This is a genomic window from Rhizobium bangladeshense, assembly GCF_001662075.1.
Taxonomy (GTDB): Bacteria; Pseudomonadota; Alphaproteobacteria; order Rhizobiales; family Rhizobiaceae; genus Rhizobium; species Rhizobium bangladeshense_B.
In genome coordinates this window covers 1-20090 of record NZ_LYPL01000015.1, presented here as the reverse complement: position 1 = coordinate 20090, position 20090 = coordinate 1, and the positions used below count along the sequence as shown (strand labels likewise).

Sequence of the window (20090 nt, the reverse complement as noted above, 5' to 3'; positions counted from 1 at the left end):
GCTGTTCATCTCAGGACTCCATTCGCTTGCCAAGACGCAGCTGGATGAGGGTGAGAACCAGAAGCACCAGCCCCATCAAAACCGAGGCGGCCGAAGCAAGGCCGAAAAGGCGAAGATCGCTGCTGAAGGCCATCTGGTAGATATATTGGACGATGAAGCTGTTGGCCGTGCCCGGCCCGCCGCCATTCGTCAGAACCCACGCCTCGTCAAAGATCTGCACGGACTTGATCATCAGCAGGATGAAGACAACCAGCAGGTTCGGCGCCAGCAGCGGCAGCGTGATCCTGAACAGCGTGCGGCGGGGCGAAGCGGCGTCGATGGAGGCAGCCTCATAGAGTTCCTTCGGGATCGCCTGGAGACCGGCAAGCAGGATGAGGGTGTAGAAACCCATGTGAAACCAGACGGAGACGACCACGACGAAGAAGCGCGACCAGCCGACATCGAGCAGGAAAATTTCGGGGGGAACGCCGAGCATCTGGAAGAAGGCGTTCAGCAGTCCGTTGCGATCGAGGAACCATTTCCAGATCAGGCCGATGACGACGGGCGACAGCAGAACGGGGTAGAAGAACATCGCCCGGAAGAAGCCGCGCGCGAAGATCGCACGGTTGAGGATCAGCGCCGTGATCAGCGCCACCAGCAAAGTGGCGGTGACGTTCAATGCGACGAACCAGAGCGTGTTCCACACCGCGGTCCAGAACAACGATTCCTGGCAGGTTCCCGGCTGCAGGTAGTTGCCGCAGGAAAGCAGGGCGCGGAAATTGTCGAAGCCGACGAAGGGTCGCTCCGAGACGAAAAGATTGGTGCCGCCGGTGAAGGCGTAACCGACCGCGATAGCGATCGGAAGGAATGTGAAGATGGCGAAGAGAACGAGGTTCGGCGCCAGAAACAGCCAAGGCATGCGCTTGCGGCCGACGAGGCGCTCGAACGCATTCATCGGAGCCTCGACCGCCTTCATCGCCGTGTCGCCCGCCTGGGAGAGCAATGCAGCAGCAGCCATGGTCAGCGCCTCCCCTGCCCCGATCGGCGGGCAAAAGCCAGGCCGCTTTCGGGATCGAACAGATGAACGCGGGCCGGATCAGCATCGATCATGATCCGGTCACCCTGAGCGGGCGCGAAATGGCCGGCTTCATGAATGATGATCTGCTCCTCCTGCCCGGCAAGATTGCCATAGACATAGGTCTCGGTGCCGAGTCCCTCGTGATACTGGACGATGAACGGCAGGCCCTTTTCGCCGGAACGGGAAAAATGCGCGGGCCTTATGCCGGCAAGCACGTCCTGCCCGACCGTGATGCCCGTGGGATCGACATCGCTGACGATCCTGCCGCCGCCGGCGACATCGATGACCACGCCGCTCTCGTCGATAGCTGCGACCTTGCCCTTGACGATGTTCATGCGCGGCGAGCCGAGGAAGCCTGCGACGAAGAGATTGCGCGGATGGTCGAAGAGTTCGAGCGGCGCCCCGACTTGCTCGACGCGGCCGGCGCGCAGCACGACGATCTTGTCGGCCATCGTCATCGCCTCGACCTGGTCGTGCGTCACATAGATCATCGTCGTCTTGATCTCGCGGTGGAGCTTGGTGATCTCCGCCCGGGTCTGGACGCGCAGCGCCGCATCGAGATTGGACAGCGGCTCGTCGAAGAGGAAAATGTCGGGCTCGCGCACGATCGCCCGGCCGATCGCCACGCGCTGGCGCTGACCTCCCGAAAGCTGCTTCGGGCGCCGGTCGAGATAGGGTTCAATCGCCAGCATCCTGGCGGCTTCGGCAATGCGAGCGTCGATCTCAGCGCGCTTGAACTTCAGATTCTCCAGGCCGAAAGCGAGATTCTTGCGCACGCTCATATGCGGATAAAGCGCATAGGACTGGAAGACCATGGCGATCTTGCGCTCGGCCGGCGAAAGGGCGCTGACATCGCGGCGGCCGATCGCAATTGCGCCCGACGTGACCTCTTCGAGGCCGGCAATGACGCGTAGCAGGGTCGACTTGCCGCAGCCCGACGGGCCGACGAAGACGACGAACTCGCCGTCCTTGATATCGAGTTCGACGTCATGCAGCACTTTGACGGAGCCATACGACTTGTTGACGGTGGAAAGTTTCAGTTCTGCCATGCCCCACTCCCATCAGGTGCCGCCGTTTCGAAGACGACGTCGATTGCGTTCCAGCCTTGCGGCAGCGGTGTCGGCCTATTGATCCGCACCTCGTTCATCAATGTCCCGGCAACGCCGGCCACGTAGGCGGCCGGCATACCGCCGGGATAGTCCCGCAGGCCGATCACCCGGCCATCCGCGCCCCGGGTCCAGGCATTGGCGCGTCCGCCGCCATCGGTCTTCGGCGCGAGATCGGCATTGGTCGGACGCAGGTCGTAAGTCCGGCCGGTGCCGAGCTGACCGGGCTGTTGATCGATGGAGATCCGGGCGAGCGACACGTTGCGGATGCCCGCCGGCGCGGCCGCGATGATGGTGATCGCCCCTTCCATGTGGCCGGTCATGTCTTCGACGATAAGATTTTCGACGGCGCCGGCAGGCCGTTCGGCAATACGATCGACGACGTTGACGGTCAGCGCCTCGCCCGAACCCCAGAAACCATCCGGTGTTTCCACGCACTCTACCGCGATACGCGAAAACCTCACATTCGATATCCGGCCGCCGTCGCGGGAGAAGATGCCGAGTGCCCTGTTGGAAGACGAAACGCTGCAATCTTCGAACACGACGTTGCTGACATCTCCATGCGTTTCCGTACCGATCTTCAGCGCGCAGCTAAGGCTCTGAACAGCGCAGCGGCGCACGAGAATGTTCTCGCATCGCCCGATGGCCACACCGTCGGGCCCTATGCTCGTCTTCAGGCATATGCCGTCGTCGGCCGTCGATATCGTGCAATCCTCGATGATGGCGCCGCGGCAGGCGTCGAGCACGATGCCATCGGTATTGGGCAGGCGGCGGTCGTTTTCGATCGTGACGTTGCGGACCGAAAGATCGGTGCAGTCGACGAAATGCAGCGTCCACATTGGCGAGCGGCTGATCGTGATGGCACTGATCTCGACCTCGTCGCAGCCTTCGAAGACGACGACACGCGGACGGAATTCGGCCGGGATGAAGGTGCCGACGCTCTCGTCGTCCCCGATGATGAAGCTCTCGCAGCCAGCTTCGATGCGCCCTTCCCCCGTCAGGGCGATCCGCCGCGCATCCCTCGCCACGATCATGCCGCGATCGGATTTTTCGGCGATCACAGAGACCGTCGTATGGGCGTAAGCCGCATAATCGGGAAGCGGCCGCAGGATGGCCCCGGCGGCAAGGTGCAGATCGACGCCGGAGCGCAGCCGAAGCCCCCGGCAGAGGTGGATGCCCGCCAGGAGCTCCAGGCGTCCGCCGCCGGAAGCCGAAAGATCGTCGATCGCCGCCTGCAGGCCATCGGTGTTGTCGCCGTCGAACGCCTTGATCGAGACGCGGGAGGTGGCACTCATTGGCGTCGGCCGCTTTCGATAAGAACTTCGGTCAGCAGCAGCATGGTCAGCGCCTGGCCGTAGGGCGTCGGCAGGTTCGGGATGCGACGGTAGAAATCGAGGTCATGGCCCATCGGCGTGCCGTCCGAAACGCCGTGGACGACGCCTTCCTCGTCGATCTGCGCCAGCACGGCTTTCAGCCCGCGCTCCGCATGAACCCGGTCGCTCTCGTCGAGAATGCCGGCGTCGATGGCGCGCAGAATGCCATAGGCGATGCCGGCCGTGGCCGAGGTTTCCAGCGGCGAAGAAGGATCGTCGAGCAGCGTCGTGAACATGCCGTCCGGCCGCTGATATGCTTTCAGGGAACGCACCTGGCTGACGAGGACGTTCGATAGGAACCGCCGGTCCTTCTCGCCGAGCGTCGGCACGAGATCGAAGAGCTCGGGAATTGCGACGGTGATCCAGGCATTGCCGCGGGCCCAGAAGGCATTGGCGAAATTGTGCCGGCCGTTGAAGGTCCAGCCGTGATACCAAAGCCCGCTCACCGGATCGGAGAGATAGCGTGTGTGGATCACGAACTGATAGACGGCCTCGTCGATCCAGTCGTTGCGCTGGCAGAGCACGCCGGCCCGGGCAAGGAACAGGCAGGCCATGAACAGCGTGTCGTCCCACAATTCGCCGTCGTTGAGTCGTTCCTTGACGACGTGCTGGAAGCCACCTTCCTCCGTCTTTGGCAGCTCTTTGACCAGCCATTCGGCCCAATCCTCGACGAGGGCGCGGAAATCCGGGCGGTCGACATGCTCGACAAGGATGGCGAGCGGCAGCATCGGCGCCGTGCTGTTGATCTGGCGCGGCGGCAGGCCGCGTTCGATCTGGGCGCTGTACCAGGCGACGAGCTCCTGCAACGCCTTCTGGTCGTTGGCGGAAATCGCGCGACGGAGGAAACCGTAAAGGCCGACGCCGACTTCCCAGTCCCATTCGTCGAACTGGATGCCCGAAGCGGCGCTGTCAGTCACGAGACCTTCCTTGATGCCCCTGAGCCGGCTGAAAGCCGTCGCCACACGATCGATCGTCGTCAGGAGAGCGGCGTTGTCGACAGATGCTATGTTCATGCTGAAGTCCTATGTTTTCTAGGAGTAAAACGGCCCGTCGGCGGCGGCGTCGAAGGTTGCGCTGTCGTGGGTGAGGATCGGGTGCGGCTGATCATGCGTGAACGGCCGGGGCTTGCCGGCTATCGAAAGACCGTCCGCATAAGAGAGGGAGAGCGCCGGGCCGCCCGGCGGTGTCAGGGAGAGATGCCGAAGCGCGGGATCGAAGGAAACCTTTGTCTGGCAAAGCCGCTCGAGGAAGGCTTTGAAGGCGTCGCCATTGCCGCATGCCACGATGGCCGCCCAACCGCAGAGCGGTCCGTAGGAGCGCGCCTCGCGGCCAGCCGTCGGGCCGTCGGTAACCCGCTCCAGGCCGTTCGACGCCCAGAGGGCGGCAAATCCCCCGCCCGACCGGGCGATCAACCACTTGTCTTCGACGATCAGATCGTCGAGGCCGTCGCGGCCGATATAGGCATGCGTCCAGGCGTGGCGTGCGTCACCCGTGTCCTGGACCAGCAGGGCGACATCGCGATGCTGGGCGACACGCGGCAGGATGCCGTTGCCGGCCCAATAGGACGGTCTTTGATTGCCCCAGGGATCGTCTTCGCCCGGATGGTTGACCCAGAGCCTTGCCATCGGATGGCCGGCGAGCCTGATATCCAGAACATGCTGCTGGTGTCCCTTCCGGCCGGTCTTGTGATCGACGACCGTCGAAAGCTGCGCCGCCTCGTTCTTGAACAGCACGAGCTTTCCGCTCTCCAGCCCCTGGCTGTAACGCGCCTCGACGTTTCTTCCCCGCGCCAGCGAAGCAAGCTCGGCCAGATCGGCCGGCGGCTCATAATTGCCGGCGCAGAACATCGTGAGTGCCGCGACACCGTTGTTGAGCCAGCCGGTGCCGAAGGCGACCTGGGCGAAGGGCGCAAGCTCGGTCAGCGGGCCGGCGCGCAGCTCCTTGTCGTAAGCGCGGCCCTGGGAGCCCGCGGGAACGCCTGCGAGCGTATGAAGCGCGATCATGCGGAAGATGAGGTCGATCTGACCGCGGGCGCGATCGGCGATCGCGCTCTCGGCCCAGCGCTCCAGCGCCAGCAGACCGATGAAATCGATCGGATAATAGGCGGCTGAGTTCCATTCCGCGAGACCATGGGCCTCGACGCTGTCGAACCAACGCCCAAGACGTTCGACGGCGAGTTCCGCCTGCTGCCGTCCGGTGCGGCCCGAGGCCGAGAAGACCTCGTCGGGCAAGAGAAGCCCGGCCAACAGCTGGCTGGTATGGAAGCAGAGCACATGGTTCTCGCTCCAGAACCACATGGCGTCATTGCCCGGCTCGTCGACCCAGTAGCGGTAGGAAAGGACGGAACGGCGGATGCGTTCGACCGTCGCGTCCGGCATCCGGTCGCCATAGGCGCCGAGCAGCCAGAGCAGCGGCACCATGATGAAATCGGAGCAATCCTCGCGCGCATCGATGGAGGCGAGGGTCGCGTCGATGATGCCATCGAAGCTTTCCTGGTCGATGAGGCCGGTTTCCATCATCGCGATGAGGCGCCCGGCGCGACTGGCGCCGAAGCGGGCGCTGTATTCCAGCGCCTGGCGCTTGCGCGCGGAAAGCGACGCCTCTACCGGCAATGGCGAGATGCTGCTCATGAAGGCGGCATCGATGACGCGAGTGACGGAGCCAGGACCGGAGCCGATCGTCATGTGGATGCCATGATAACCGTCCGCAATGCCGCAGACATCCTCGGCGACCAGACGGCCCTGATGGGCGTGAAGGGTCAGTTTCGCATGGGCGAGAACCGGCCGCTCATGGCCGTGGCCGACGACCTTGATCTCCACCGGCAGGTCGCGCTCGGGCGCGGCATCGAAGACGATTTCCAGCGGCTGGTTGACAAAGACGTCGCGCGCCGGGCGCACGCCTCGCACAAGGGCTTCCAGCTCACGCACCTCGTCCTGATCGAGCGCGACCGGCAGCAGAACCGAGAGCGGCTCCTTGCCCAGCATTTCGAGCTCGAAGAACCAGGTCGTATCGCGTTCCGCGAGATCTTCGGTGTGGACGAGAATCTCGTTGTCGCCGGCGTCGAGCGGCAGCACAATCTCGGTTGCGCTCTCGGTGTTGCGCTTGAACGGCTCGAAACGCACTGCCTCCTGCCCGTTGACCCATATGCGAACGCCGCCGCAGGTCTTGAGCGCGAGATTAAGCATGCGTGGGGCATCTGTCCTGAACGTGCCCTTCAGCCAGCGCCTGACATGTGTCGGCACATGCCAGAAGCTGGTGAATTCGACGCGGCGGTTCGAGCCGGGAAGATAGAGGCTTTCGGCCGGCCAGGAGGTGTCGGGGGCGAGATCGCGGCCGACCATGGTGGACCAGAAAGCCTTGCGGCAAGGCAGGTCGCCGACATCGACGAAACCGTTGATGAAGCGGTAGTTCACGCGATCTTCGGCAGGGGCCGGCTCGCCGGGAAAATAGTTTTCGACGAGGGTGGAAACGGCCCATGCCGTGATCGTCTGCCCCTCGGCCACGCTATAGGCTGGCGCCATGTCGTCCGGCTGCTTGATGCTTTCCGCTTTCACAGATCGCCTCCTCCGCAATCATATGAAAATATTTTCATTAGGTAATTTGAGTGCGTATTTTCGAAAATTTCTCAAAAACATCGCCAGTCGCGTAGAAAATAGCTTGACGGAACGAATGTCAAGTATATGAAATTCACTTAATCGATGGCCGATGCCGCGATTGATGAAAATGTTTTCATGGGAGGATGAAAATGAAAACGTATCTTTCAGGGGCTTTTGCACTGGCGCTGGCCACCGTGTCTTTCGCAAGCGCGGCCATGGCGGAAACCCAGACGATCACCTTTCTCTTCACCGACGACGACCAGGCCTATGTCGAGCGGATGGAAGCGCTGAGCAAGGAATTCGAGACGGCGCATCCCGACATCAAGGTGAATTTCGTCTCGTCGGGCTATGATGCCGTTGCCAAGCAGCTGCCGGTGCAGCTTGCCATCGGCGAAGGTCCCGACATCGCCAAGATCACCGACTGGCAGCTGGCCCCCTATTACCTCGACATGCGGCCGCTGATGAAGGATCCCGACGGTTTCGCCAAGCTGCACGGCGACAGCCTCAACACGCTTCGTTTCCCCGGCGTCAACGATCCGAGTTCGATCAACGGCTACGTCGCCTCGCAGACCTTCAACCTGCCCTTCGTCAACAAGACGCTGTTCGAGCAGGCGAAAGAACCGCTTCCGAAGCCGACCGCCACGCTGAAGGACATCGTCGAAGCCTCGGCGCGCGTCGCCAAGGCGACCGGTGCCCAGATCCCCTTCACGATGGACCGCTCGGGCCATCGCTTCTCGGGTGCTGCCTTCTCCTACGGCTCGAACTACGTCAAGGACGGCAAGTTCTCCTTCCCCGACGATGCCGCCAAGCGCTACATCACCGATCTCTACAACTGGACGAAGGACGGCTCTTTCCCGAAGGAAATGTGGGGGGCGGCCGGCGGAACCCAGTACAAGAACATGGGTGACGAGTTCGTCAATGGCAATGTCGTGACCTATCTTGCCGGCAACTGGATGGTCAATCCGTTCCAGAAGAAGATCGGCGACGCCTTCGACTGGACGGCGATCAGCGCACCCTGCGGCGATGCCGGCTGCTATGCGATGCCTGGCGGTACCGCGATCGTCGGCTTCAAGCGCACCAAGCATCCTGAGGCCGTGGCCGCCTTCATCGAGTTCCTCGGTTCCGAAAAGATCCAGCGTGAAATCGCCGAAAACTACGTCATCCTGACCGGCGCCGACATCAAGGATCCGCAGTACAAGCTCGACAGCCAGAATGCCAAGGACGCCATGGCCGTCTTCCTCGCCGCCCGCAACAGCGCGCCGCAGGCCGCCCGCGACCTGGAACGGCTCAAGGGATCTGGGGCCATCTACCAATTGATCGTCCAGCGGATGAGCCAGTTGATCGTCGGAGAGCTTTCCCTCGAAGACACCTTCAAGGCGATGAGCGCTGACGTTGACAAGGTCAACGTGGCACTCGCCGCCAACAAGTAACGGCCGCGCCTGTCTCCCATAGATTGCGCGCTGCATCAGCCACGGCCTCGCAACAGGCCGTGGCTGATCGTTTTTCTGATGCGCCCCGCCTCGCTCTGCCAATCGGGCGAAGCGCCGCGGCAGATGCGCGCGGGTGGAAAGGACGGGTCTTTGGCATCGTGACACGCGCTTCACGAGCGGCTATAGGCGTTGTCGGCCTGCGCGGCGCGCCGGCGTCAGGCTCAACTTACTGAAGCCGGCGAAAACCGGCGGCAGTCCAGCCCATTGAGGTGCATCTCCATGCCACTCGGCTCCGAGCATCCGCTGCGAAGGGAACTTCACAACGAGCTCCATGCGCGCCCCTCGCTCTACTTCGATGGCGATACCGATGTCTGGCACGTCGCCATCGTCGGCGAGAACGGCCCTCCTTCGCTGCCCGGCTCCCTGCCGGGATTGGAAGATGTCACCACGACCGGCGAGGGCAACCACGGCATCGGCCGCGTCGGCGACGGCCGGCTGAAATGGGAAGCCCATACCGAGTTTTTGACCCTCACCTTCGTCGTGCCGGCGTCGGCCGAACCCGGCAGCAACCCGCCGGAAGCCTTTCGAGCCTGCTGCAGCCAGATTGGCGGAAAGGTGATAGCGGCCGTTCGCGTGCTGGTGCGTGACGAAAAGGACGAGCGCACCCTAGAGAAACCCAAGCTCGACTATGTCGCTTCGCGGGTCGGCGGCGGCGACGCCGAGGTGCATTCGAACTTTCGACTGACCGACAGCGGCTTCGTCGAGTTTCTGTTCTTCAACCGCAACCTCAATGCCTATCGTACCGGCCGCATGGTTCGGCGGTTCCTGGAGATCGAGACGTATCGGATGATGGCGCTACTGGCGTTGCCGATGGCGCGCGAGACCGTCTCGAAGCTTTCCACCTTCGACCAACGCCTCGACCTCCTGATCAGCCATATGCAGAGTGCCGTCAAAGTCGACAAAGCGTTGTTATCCGAAGTGACGAGACTCTCCTCGGATGTGCTGAACTTCTCGGCACTCGCCCGCCACCGCTTCGGCGCGACGAAAGCCTATGCCGAGATCGTGGCGAGCAGGCTGTCGGAGCTTCGCGAGGAACGCGTCGAGCAAAGACAAAGGCTGGGCACGTTCATCGACCGCCGCTTCCAACCGGCTGTCCGCTCGGTCTATGCGGCAGAGCGGCGCCTCGACGAACTGGCCGAACGCGTCAGCCTGGCCGGAGACCTGCTCAGAACCACCGTGCAGGTTCAGCTCGAAGATCAAAATGCCTCGCTGCTGACCTCGATGGAAGAGCGGGCGCGCATCCAGGTGCATATTCAGCAGGCGGTCGAAGGCTTCTCCGTCATCGCCATCACCTACTACACCATCGGGCTCGCGAAGATCTGCCTCGAGAGCATCTCCGCCTTGGGTGTCGATCCACATGTGACGAAACTCGCCGTTCTTGGCGCCATCCCGCTCGTGCTCTTCGCCGTCTGGACCGCGGTTCGCCATGTCCGCAAAAGCATCACGGGCACGCCGCACGCTCCGGCAGCCGGAAGCCACTGACGCGACCGCCGCCCTTTCGAGGCGGCGGCGTTCTCTTCGCTGCGTTAGAGCCCTACCCGGTTAGATGGAAGCATTCTTGCGACGGCATCACGTCTTTGTTTTCGAGATATTACCGCCCGCCGAAGCCGGAGCCGACGGTGATGCCCTTGTAGATCACCCGCTGCAGCACGATCGCGAGAATGACGCCCGGCACCATGGATATTGTCGCGCCGGCCATGATGTAGTTCCACGAGGTGCCCTGCTGCGTCTGGAACAAGGTGAGCCCGAGCGGCAGCGTGGCTTTGTCGAGGCCGCTGGTGGCGATCAGCGGCCAGAGGAAGCTCTTCCACTGCGCGATGAAGGTGAACAGCGACAGGAGCCCGATCGCCGGCATGGCGAGCGGCACAATGACGGTGACCAGGATGCGCAGGCGAGACGCCCCGTCCATCATCGCCGCCTCGTCGAGATCCTTAGGAATGCCGAGGATGAACTGCCGCAGCAGGAAGGTGCCGAAAGAAGAGAAGGCGACCGGCAGGATCATACCATGATAGGTGTTGATCCAGCCGAGCTTGCTGACGACGAGGAAGAGCGGGATGACCAGCATCACCTGCGGGATCATCAGCGTGCTGAGATAGGTGAGCAGCAACCCTTCCCGTCCGGGAAACCGTAGGCGGGCAAAAGCATAGGCCGAGAGGCAGGAGACCACGAGTACGATCGCGGTCACACCGCAGGCGACGATGAAGGAATTCATCAGGAACGTGCCGAAGGGCAGCGAAACCAGCGCCTCGACGAAATTGCCCCACTGATATTCCTCAGGCAGGATGCGCACCGGCACGGCCAGCACTTCGTTATTCGAGCGCACTGCGTTCGACACCATCCAGAAGAACGGAAAGAGAAAGAGCAGCGCGATCAGCGAAAGTCCGGCATAGCTGATGAAGGTGCCGATCCGCCGCAGGATGCGGTGCCGGTTCCGAGACTGGGAGTGCGGGTGCCGTGAGCTCGCGTCAGTCGTCATAATGCACCCATTTGCGCTGCATGTGGAACTGCAGGATGGTGAGGCCCATGATCATGACGAACATTACCCAGGCCAGCGCCGAGGCATAACCCATCTGGAAATTGGTGAAGCCCTTCTGGTAGATGGCGAAGCCGAGTGTCGCCGTCGCCGAGCCCGGGCCGCCGCGCGTCATGGCGAAGATTTCGTCGAAAACCTGCAGCGAGGTGATGGCCGTCATGACGGTGGCGAAGAAGACCGTCGGCGAGATGAGCGGCAGGCGGATGCGCCAGAAGCGCCGCCAGGGCCCCGCCCCGTCGATCATCGCCGCTTCGAGATAGTGTTTCGGCACCAGGTCGAGCGCGGCGTTGAACATCACGACATTGTAGCCGACATTGGCCCAGAGCGTGACGAGCACGACCGCTTGCATGGCCCAGCTCGAACTCAGCAGGAAATTCGGCAGGCCGAGGCCGAGCCAGCGGATGACGTTGTCGGCGAGGCCGTCCGGCGTGAAGATCAGCAGCCACACCACAGAGGCTGCGATCGTCGGGGTGAAGGTCGGCAGGAAGAAGATCACCCGGAAGATCGCCTTGCCGCGCTTGAGGCTCGATATCCAGACCGCGAGCGTCAGCGAAATGATGATATTCAGCGCCAGATATTCCACCGCGAAAAACAGCGTATTGCCGAGGATGGTGTAGAAAGCGGGATCGACGGTAAAGAGCTTGATATAATTTTGGAAGCCGACGAAGGACGGCGTCGTCAGCAACTGCCAGTTGGTGAACGACAGTGCCAGCGACGCCAGGATCGGCAGCGCCATGAAGATCATGAAGCCGAGGAAACTCGGCAGCAGGAACAGCATGGCTGTCTGCGTCTCCGGCTTCAGAAGGCGCCGAGGCTGACCGGGCTGCAGGCTGATTTCGGCGACGGCGCTTTCCGACATCTCTTCCTCCGTGGGCGGCAAATCCCGCCGCCGCGCTCTATTACTGCGCGAGGCTCTGGATGGACTCCATCGTCTGCTTGGCGTCGGCGCTGCCGCCGAAGGCGGGCGGGAAATACTGGTTGAACAGGTTTTCCACCGCCGCCCAGTTGTTGGTGATCACATAGGGTACCGAATGCGCCAGCGAATAATCGAGCGCCTCGCCGCCATTGGTGATGTCCTTGGCCGCCACCTTGTACCAGGAGGATTGCGAGGCCGTTCGTGCCGGCAGCGCGCGGCCCTGTTCGGCGAGATATTGCAATGCCTCCGGACTGGTCAGCACCTGGATCGCCTTCCAGGCCGCATCCTTGTTCTTGCTCGTCGTGGCGATGCCGAAGCCGGAGCCCGCCGTGACAGCGGCAAGGTCCTTGTCGTCTTCGCGCGGCAGGGTGGTGAGGCCGATCTTGAATTTCGCCTTGTCCTTCATGCCGATGATCGACCAAGGTCCGTCGACATACATGGCGACGTTACCCGAATTGAACCGGCCCTGGATGAATGTGCCGACATCGGCGCTCGACGGCACCAGCGGCGCGATCTTGTCCTTGGCGGGAAAACCGATCACTTTTTCGGCGGCGGCAATGGCGCTTGGATTGGTAAGATCGAGCTCTCCGGCATCGTTGACATATTTGTCACCCCAAGCCGCCGCCAGGACGGAATAGTTTTGCGGAGTGATCCCGAAGCCGTACTTGCCGTCTTTTGTCAGCTTCTTGGCGGCATCGGTAAATTCGGCGAGCGTCCAGCCCGGCTTCGGCAGCGGGATACCTGCAGCTTCAAGCGCATCCTGGTTATAATAGACGACCCAGGGACCAACGTCATAGGGTAGACCATAAAGCTGCTTATCAACCGACATGCCGCCGATGATCGATGGCGTAAAGGCGCCGATGTCGAATTTGTCCGCCTCGATCCGTTCGTTCAGAGGTTCGAGCAAGGAATAGAAATTCGGCATCCGCAGCGACTGCATCGAAACGATGTCGGCGAGCTGGCCCGACGCCGCCAGCACCGGCAGCCGCGTCCAGTAATCGACCCAGCCCGTCGTCGTCAGCGTCACTTTGATATCGGGGTATTTGGCGGTCACCATGTCGGCCAGGTGCTGCCAGCCCTTGGTATCGGCCTCGGAACCGGTCCACATCTGCCAAGTCAGGTTGATCTGTTCGGCCGATGCTGTTGTAGCAAAGAGGCTGCCGCCGACTGCGGCAAGCAAAAGCGTTTTCTTCAGAACCTTCATGGGTTTCTCCTCCCTCCATGACGCAAAGAGCATGCGAATGCGACCGAGTTCACGCCTTGAGGACGATCTCGATCACCGGGACGGTAACGTCAGGTCGCCTGACCGGCAGTTCGAACGTGATCATGCCCTCCGGCACCATCACGCCGATATTGGAGTCCACGTCCTTCGTCGGGGTGAGCCAGCGCACTTCGCTGGCGTCGTGCAGGAACTGCGCATAGGCGATCCTGTCGGCGATACCTTCGATATGAATGTGGCGGTAGGGCCAGTTGTAGACATGCAGATAGATGCGGTTGCCGCGCTGGGTGTATCGGCAGCCGGCCGGCGCCGGGAAGCTGGACGGACCGGCTCCGTAGATCGAGCGTGCGTTGACGGCCATCCAGTCCTGGTAGACTTCCAGGGCGGCGATGGCGCGCGCATCGAAGGTGCCGCGGCCGGTCGGGCCGACATTCATCAAGAGGTTGCCGCCGAGCGCGACGGAATCGATGAGCAGCTGAATGATCTGCTCAGGGCTCTTCCAGCTGTCCTCGTCGCGGTGATAGCCCCAGGAGCCGCTAAAGGTATGGCAGGCCTCCCAGAGCACTCCCTGGCTGGCAATCGCAGGCGCCACGCGCGGCGTATACTGCTCCGGCGTCGTCACATCGGGCAGCTTGCCCGGCGGCAGGTCGAGTCGGTTGTTGACGATGATTTCGGGCTGCAACTCACGCACCAGATCCAGCAGCCGCTCGCTCTCCCAGTCCGCGCGCCCCTTACCGGGCAGACCGCGATATTCGCGGCCGGGATAGCTGAAATCGAACCAGATGATGTCGATACGGCCGAAGCCTGTCAGAAGCTCGCGCACCTGTTCGCGCATATAGGCGGCGTAATTGGCGATGTTTCGCCCTGAATTCAGCGCCTCGGCATCGGGATGGTTGCGCAAGGGATGGTGGACATCGATCGGAAAGTCAGGATGGTGCCAGTCGAGCAGCGAATAGTAAAAACCGATCTTCAGCCCTTCGGCGCGAAACGCTTCGACCAGCGGCGTCAGCAAATCCTTGCCGCAGGGCGTGTTCGGCGCCTTGTAGTCGGTCACCTTGCTGTCCCAGAGGCAAAAGCCTTCATGATGCTTGGTCGTCACCACGACATATTTCATGCCGGCAAGCCGGGCGCGGCGCGCCCAGGTCTTGGGATCGTAGAGATCGGGATCGAAATTCTCGAAATAACGCTGGTAATGGTCGTCGCTCAGTTCTTCGCGGTTCTTCAACCACTCATGCCGCGCCCCCAGAGCGTAAAGGCCCCAATGGATGAACATGCCAAGGCGATCATGGCTGAACCAGGCGTGCTTGCCCGCACCCAACGTTTCAGGATTTTCCTGCTGGCGTTCCGAACTCGTCACAGGTTTCTCCTCCCTGTTTTCCGGCTCGACATCATATCGAACCGGTTCGGTAACTGATCATCTTGCTTGATCCCGTGTCTGTCAAGCTGAAATTCGGAAATTGCCTGGAAGCAGCCGAGCGCTTCGATTTTAGCCTACAGACCGGGATAAGTTGCGCAGGACATGAAAATCTGACAGAAAAAGGGCTTTAGAACCGGTTCGATAAATATGACGACCATACGAGATGTCGCGCGCCTGGCAGGGGTTTCGATCTCGACCGTCTCGCTCGCGCTCAACAGCCCGAAACGGGTCGGCGCCGAGACGCTCGACCGCATCCAGCAGGCGATCAAAGCGACCGGCTACCGTATCGATCCGGTGGCCCAGACGCTGGCGCGCGGGCGCAGCTCGCTCATCGGTTTCGTGTCCGCCAATCTCGGCAACATGTTCTTCGGCGATATCCGCCGCGAGATCGAGCACCAGGCGCTCGACCACGGCTATTTCGTGCTGATCGCCGACTCCTCCGGCAGGGCTGATCTCGAACGGGCGCTCCTGGAGCGGATGGAAGCCCAGAAGATCGCCGGCATTGCGCTGGCAACAAACGGCCACGGCGAGGAATACGCCGCTTTCCTGCGCGACTTCAAAACCCCGATCGTCATGTTCGACCAGAAGGTAGAAGGTGCAGAGCGCGATTTCGTCGGTTCCGACAATCCGCTGACGACGACCATCCTGACCGAGCACCTGCTGCAGCTCGGCCACCGGCGCATCGCCTTCATCTCCGGCCCGCGCGGCCTGCACACCGCCGACCAACGCCTGAAGGGCTTCATGGACACGATGGCGGCCGCCGGCGTCGATGTCGATCCGTCACTGGTCACCGAAGGCGGCTACACCAGGTCCGGCGGCCATACCCAGGCGATGCGGCTGCTCACCCGTCGCGACCGGCCGACCGCCATCATCGGCGCCAACAACATGATGGGGCTCGCAACGCTGCAGGTGATGCAGGAAATGGGTTTTCGCTGCCCTGAGGACGTATCGCTGGCGATGGTCGATGACGTGCCCTGGAGCAATGTGATCACGCCGCGCATCACCATGGTCGTACAGGATGCGCAGAAGCTCGGCGAACTGGCGGCGCAGCGGCTGCTGGCAAGAATATCAAGCTCCGAGGCGGCCGCTGAGCCGCCGCAGGATTTCATCCTGACGCCGAGATTCGTGCGGGGGGAATCGACCAGGCGGCTGTGAGGACTTCCCGCTTGCCATTGAAAGATCCGAGAATTTGTCATACATGTGTGATGAATCGTAAATTTCGGAGTGCCGCCGGCATCCGGATCAAGGCCGATGCGGGGTGAAGGCGTGGCTATGCAGGAGAAGGATCGCGGCAGGGGCTCGGGGTCGCTGGTCTCACGGGTCGGCGAAAGCCTTCGGCAAGCCATTTTGAGCGGCCAGTATGCCGCCGGCGACAAGCTTCCGAGCGAGCATGAACTCACCGAAACGCACAGCGTCAGCCGAACCGTGGTGCGCGAGGCCGTCGCCGCGCTGCGTTCCGATGGACTGGTGGAGGTGCGACAGGGTGCCGGGATTTTCGTGATCAGCCCCGACCTGGCAATGTCGGGCCGGAAGGTCGACAAGGCCCGCGTCGCTTCCGATCTCGAAGTGCTCGAAATCCGCACGCCCGTCGAAATCGAGGCGGCTGGGCTTGCCGCGCTCCGCCGTTCACCGGCGCAGGAGGAGGCGATCTTTGAATGCCACCGGAAAATCCTCCATTGCATCGAGGCCGACCAATCCATCCGAGAGGCGGACCTGGAACTCCACGTCGCCATCGCCGAGGCGACGAACAATCCGCTGTTCAAGCACTTCCTGGAATCCCAGGGCTCGGCGATCATCCCGCAGTCGAGGCTTGTCCCGGAAACCAGAACCGCCGAGCAGACCGCCTATCGCAAGCTCATCCACCGCGAACATGAAGCGATCATCGTCGCGATCTCCGACAGGGACGATCAGGCGGCGCGCAACGCCATGCGCGAGCATCTGGTCGGCAGCCAGGCGCGATATCGCAACCTGCTGAAGGATCTGCGCAGCTTTACAAGCTGAGGCCGGCGGGAAGCCCCGCTGCTCTTCAGGCATCACAAGGCCAATCCTCCATCCGGCCGCAGCAAGCGAATCTGCTGGCCGATTGCGTCGCTGCGTCTATTGTAGCGGATACCGCGCGGCCGCAATCGGCATGCGGCATGGACCGGCTGTCCCCTCATCTGCGGCTGAAAGCCAGTTGAAAGCTTCGGCGTCATAGGAAAGGGCAGCATCGTGGAGGAGACACGGGTCAAAGGTGGCGAGACGACGATGCGGGTAAACCACTAGGAGGAGTTTTCCATGCGTTCTTCACGCAGCCTTTTTCACACCGTCGCTATTTCCGCCCTCATAGCTGCGGCATCGCTGACCACCAGCGCCGCCCACGCGGCCGACAAGATCACCATCATGGTCGGCGGTTATGAAAAGCAGATCTACCTGCCCGCCAAGCTCGCCGAATCCCTCGGTTACTTCAAGGACGAGGGTCTCGACGTCGAGCTTCTGAACGAAGCGGCCGGCGTCGATGCCGAGAACCAGCTGCTGGCAGGTGCCGTCCAGGGCGTCGTTGGTTTCTACGATCACTGTGTGGACCTCCAGGCCAAGGGCAAGTTCGTCGAATCCATCGTCCAGTTCAGCCAGGCGCCTGGCGAGGTCGAGATGGTGTCGAGCAAGCATCCGGAGATCAAGTCGCCGGCCGACTTCAAGGGCAAGAGCCTCGGCGTCACCGGTCTCGGCTCCTCGACCAATTTCCTGACCCTTTACATGGCCTCCAAGGCCGGCCTGAAGCCCGGCGATGTCGTCACCATTCCCGTCGGCGCTGGCAGCACCTTCATCGCCGCCATGCAGCAGGATCAGATCCAGGCCGGCATGACGACGGAGCCGACGATCTCGCGCATGATCAAGACAGGAGAAGCGAGCGTTCTCGTCGATATGCGCACGGTCGAAGCGACCCGTCAGGCGCTCGGCGGCACCTATCCGGCCGCCTCGCTCTACATGGAAACGTCCTGGGTCGACGAACACAAGGAAGAGGCGCAGAAGCTCGCCAACGCCTTCGTTAAGACGCTGAAATACGTCAACACGCATTCGGCCGCCGAAATCGCCGACAAGATGCCGAAGGATTTCTACGTCGGCGACAAGGATGGCTACATCAAGGCTCTCGAAGAGAGCAAGGGCATGTTCACGCCGGATGGCGTCATGCCGGAAGACGGCCCGAAGACCGTGCTTGCCGTGCTCTCGGAGTTCTCCAAGAACGTCAAGGGTAAGCAGATCGACCTTTCCAAGACCTACACGACGGAATTCGCCAAGAACGTCAAGTAAGTCAGTCGCGCCGCTCCCGGCTCCCAAGCGGGAGCGGCTCTCTTCGCTCACGGGCATTGCGTGCGCGCCCTCAAGCACGCCTCAGGTATCACCATGCAACAGGACAACAAACAGGTCCCGGCGATCGAGCTGATCAATGTCAGCCGCCGCTTCGTCTCGCCGACCGGCAAGTCGCTCACGGCACTGCGCGATTTCAACATGACGGTTGCCCGCGGCGAGTTCGTCGCCGTTGTCGGCCCCACCGGATGCGGCAAATCGACGACGCTCAACCTCGTGACGGGCCTCGCACGCCCCTCCGCCGGCGAAGTCCGGCTGATGGGCGGACCGATCACCGGCATCGATCCGCGCGTCGGCTTCGCGTTCCAGACCGACGCACTCTTCCCCTGGAAGAACGTCATCGACAATGTCATGGCCGGGCCGCTGTTTCGCGGCAAGTCACACACAGAGGCGGAAAAGAGCGCCCGCGACTGGCTGGCGCGCGTCGGCCTGTCGAAATTCCTGCACCACTATCCCCATCAGCTCTCCGGCGGCATGCGCAAGCGCGTCTCGCTGGCACAGACCTTCATCAACGAACCTGAAATCCTGCTGATGGATGAACCCTTCTCGGCGCTCGACGTGCAGACCCGCACAGTCATGCATGAAGAACTCCTGAAGCTCTGGGCGGAGCGCAAAGCCTCGGTGGTATTCGTCACTCACGACCTCGAAGAGGCAGTAGCCCTTGCGGACAAGATCTATGTGCTGACCGCCGGCCCGGCCACCGTCAAATCGGTCTATACGATCGATCTTCCCCGGCCGCGCATCGTGTCGGAGATCCGCTACGAACAAAGCTTCATCGATTACTGCAAGACGATCTGGGAAGACCTGCGCGAAGAGGTCGAAACCAGCTACCGCCGCGCAAGCGAAGCGGCCTGAGGGAGGATATCATGGCACACATCACGCTCGAGGCCGGGTCGGCCGCTCTCTTTCGTCCGGGCACATCCGATGCCGAGATCGAAGCCACCGCATTGAAGGCGATGCGCCGGCGCAACACGCTGGTGCGCTTCTGGCAGATCGCCATCCTGGTCTTCGTGATCGGCATGTGGGAGCTCTCCTCGCGCATGCAGTGGATCGACCCGTTCTTCTATTCGAGCCCGAGCGGCGTTCTGCAGCGTCTCTATGAATGGGCAACCGAGGGCACGACCGAAGGGTCGCTCTGGTACAATCTGTGGGTCACGATGGAAGAGGCGCTGATCGGCTTCTTCGCCGGTTCGATCACCGGCGTCTTCGTCGGCATCGGCCTCGGCCGCAACCGCTTTCTGTCGGATATCTTCTCCGTCTACATCAAGGCGATCAATTCGATCCCCCGCGTGGTGCTTGCGCCGATCTTCATCATGATCATGGGCCTCGGCCTGCCGTCCAAGGTCGCGCTCGCCTTCATCATGGTGTTCTTCGTCGTCTTCGCCAACGCCTTCCAGGGCGTGCGTGAGGCCGACCGCAACATGATCGCCAATGCCCGCATCCTCGGCGCCTCTGACTGGCAGGTGACCCGCACGGTGGTCATTCCCTCGGCGATGAGCTGGATCTTCGCCAGCCTGCACGTCTCCTTCGGCTTTGCAATCATCGGCGCGATCGTCGGCGAATTCGTCGGCGCCCGCTTCGGCATCGGCCAGTTGATCTCGATCGCCAAGGGCACCTTCGACGCGGCCGGCATGTTCGCGGCGATCCTGCTGGTCATGGTCGTCACACTCGTTGCCGAATACATCATGACGCTGATCGAGAACCGCCTGGCGAAATGGCGGCCGCAGCAGCAGCTCGATACACAATAATCGGATCTGCTTCCTCCCAAGGCAGATCAAGGGAAGGCCGGGCGTGAAAGCCCGGCCTTCCTGCGTTTGATGGCAAGGCCAGCCCACCCCGTTTCGTCATGCTCGGCCTTGTGCCGAGCATCTGCCTCCGTTCGATAGGGCAGCAGATCCTCGGCACAAGGCCACTGCTGTCCGGTTTAAATTCGTCACCATTGGAGGCTCATCTGGTGGAGATGGTGTGGCGGAGTGGCGGTGGGTTGCAGCAGGCGGTCGATCCTGCGGCGGTGCATGAGATTGGCGCGCACCAG

At 62.1% G+C, this 20090-nt stretch carries 16 protein-coding genes; 7 read left to right on the top strand and 9 right to left on the bottom strand.

From position 1 onward, the window contains the following. Window positions 1-10: 10 nt before the first annotated feature. Genes A7X77_RS24890 through A7X77_RS24870 form a run of 5 tightly spaced genes read right to left on the bottom strand, consistent with a single transcriptional unit; the run spans window position 11 to window position 7090 of the window. Window positions 11-997: a carbohydrate ABC transporter permease gene (locus A7X77_RS24890; protein WP_064685512.1), complete on the bottom strand. Its 987-nt coding sequence runs from the start codon at window positions 995-997 to the stop codon at window positions 11-13. A 2-nt stretch (window positions 998-999) separates the two neighbouring features. Beyond that, window positions 1000-2106: an ABC transporter ATP-binding protein gene (locus A7X77_RS24885; protein ID WP_064685511.1), complete on the bottom strand. Its 1107-nt coding sequence runs from the start codon at window positions 2104-2106 to the stop codon at window positions 1000-1002. Continuing rightward, window positions 2094-3458, bottom strand: a complete 1365-nt coding sequence (locus A7X77_RS24880) for a glycoside hydrolase family 28 protein (RefSeq protein WP_064685510.1) — start codon at window positions 3456-3458, stop codon at window positions 2094-2096. The genes A7X77_RS24885 and A7X77_RS24880 overlap by 13 nt, the downstream gene beginning before the upstream one ends. After that, window positions 3455-4549, bottom strand: coding sequence for a glycoside hydrolase family 88/105 protein (locus tag A7X77_RS24875; protein WP_064685509.1), 1095 nt, complete (start codon window positions 4547-4549; stop codon window positions 3455-3457). Before A7X77_RS24875 ends, A7X77_RS24880 begins: the two co-directional genes overlap by 4 nt. An 18-nt stretch (window positions 4550-4567) precedes the next feature. Then, entirely contained in the window at window positions 4568-7090 is a 2523-nt protein-coding gene (locus A7X77_RS24870) for a hypothetical protein (RefSeq protein ID WP_064685508.1), read from the bottom strand. A gap of 191 nt (window positions 7091-7281) precedes the next feature. On the opposite strand from A7X77_RS24870, the gene A7X77_RS24865 reads away from it, so the two are divergent. Next, window positions 7282-8562 carry an ABC transporter substrate-binding protein gene (locus A7X77_RS24865; RefSeq protein ID WP_064685507.1) on the top strand — a complete coding sequence of 427 codons (1281 nt, stop codon included), beginning with the start codon at window positions 7282-7284 and terminating at the stop codon, window positions 8560-8562. Window positions 8563-8841: 279 nt separating this feature from the next. Then, entirely contained in the window at window positions 8842-10104 is a 1263-nt protein-coding gene (locus tag A7X77_RS24860; RefSeq protein WP_064685506.1) for a DUF3422 domain-containing protein, read from the top strand. 109 nt (window positions 10105-10213) lie between these two features. Here the strand turns inward: A7X77_RS24860 and A7X77_RS24855 are convergent, their stop codons facing one another. From A7X77_RS24855 to A7X77_RS24840, 4 genes are read right to left on the bottom strand one after another with little or no spacing between them, the layout of a single operon-like run. Continuing rightward, window positions 10214-11098, bottom strand: coding sequence for a carbohydrate ABC transporter permease (locus A7X77_RS24855; RefSeq protein WP_064685505.1), 885 nt, complete (start codon window positions 11096-11098; stop codon window positions 10214-10216). After that, the gene (locus A7X77_RS24850) at window positions 11088-12014 is read right to left on the bottom strand and encodes a carbohydrate ABC transporter permease (RefSeq protein ID WP_064685504.1); all 927 of its coding nucleotides are present in this window, start codon (window positions 12012-12014) and stop codon (window positions 11088-11090) included. The genes A7X77_RS24855 and A7X77_RS24850 overlap by 11 nt, the downstream gene beginning before the upstream one ends. A gap of 40 nt (window positions 12015-12054) precedes the next feature. Then, entirely contained in the window at window positions 12055-13275 is a 1221-nt protein-coding gene (locus A7X77_RS24845) for an ABC transporter substrate-binding protein (RefSeq protein ID WP_064685503.1), read from the bottom strand. Window positions 13276-13324: 49 nt separating this feature from the next. Beyond that, complete coding sequence (locus A7X77_RS24840; RefSeq protein ID WP_064685502.1) at window positions 13325-14647, bottom strand: alpha-L-fucosidase; 1323 nt, start codon at window positions 14645-14647, stop codon at window positions 13325-13327. 207 nt (window positions 14648-14854) lie between these two features. Between A7X77_RS24840 and A7X77_RS24835 the strand changes: the two genes are divergently transcribed. The 5 genes from A7X77_RS24835 to A7X77_RS24815 all read left to right on the top strand — a co-directional run bounded on the left by A7X77_RS24835 (window position 14855) and on the right by A7X77_RS24815 (window position 19803). After that, complete coding sequence (locus tag A7X77_RS24835; protein WP_064685501.1) at window positions 14855-15862, top strand: LacI family DNA-binding transcriptional regulator; 1008 nt, start codon at window positions 14855-14857, stop codon at window positions 15860-15862. A gap of 117 nt (window positions 15863-15979) precedes the next feature. Further along, on the top strand, window positions 15980-16708 hold the full coding sequence (locus A7X77_RS24830; RefSeq protein WP_064685500.1) for a FadR/GntR family transcriptional regulator: 729 nt from the start codon (window positions 15980-15982) through the stop codon (window positions 16706-16708). A 276-nt stretch (window positions 16709-16984) separates the two neighbouring features. After that, the gene (locus tag A7X77_RS24825; RefSeq protein WP_064685499.1) at window positions 16985-17998 is read left to right on the top strand and encodes an ABC transporter substrate-binding protein; all 1014 of its coding nucleotides are present in this window, start codon (window positions 16985-16987) and stop codon (window positions 17996-17998) included. 93 nt (window positions 17999-18091) lie between these two features. After that, a complete protein-coding gene (locus A7X77_RS24820) occupies window positions 18092-18910 on the top strand; it encodes an ABC transporter ATP-binding protein (protein ID WP_064685498.1) in 819 nt (272 codons plus the stop codon). An 11-nt stretch (window positions 18911-18921) separates the two neighbouring features. Then, a complete protein-coding gene (locus tag A7X77_RS24815; RefSeq protein WP_064685497.1) occupies window positions 18922-19803 on the top strand; it encodes an ABC transporter permease in 882 nt (293 codons plus the stop codon). The last annotated feature ends 287 nt before the right edge of the window (window positions 19804-20090 follow it).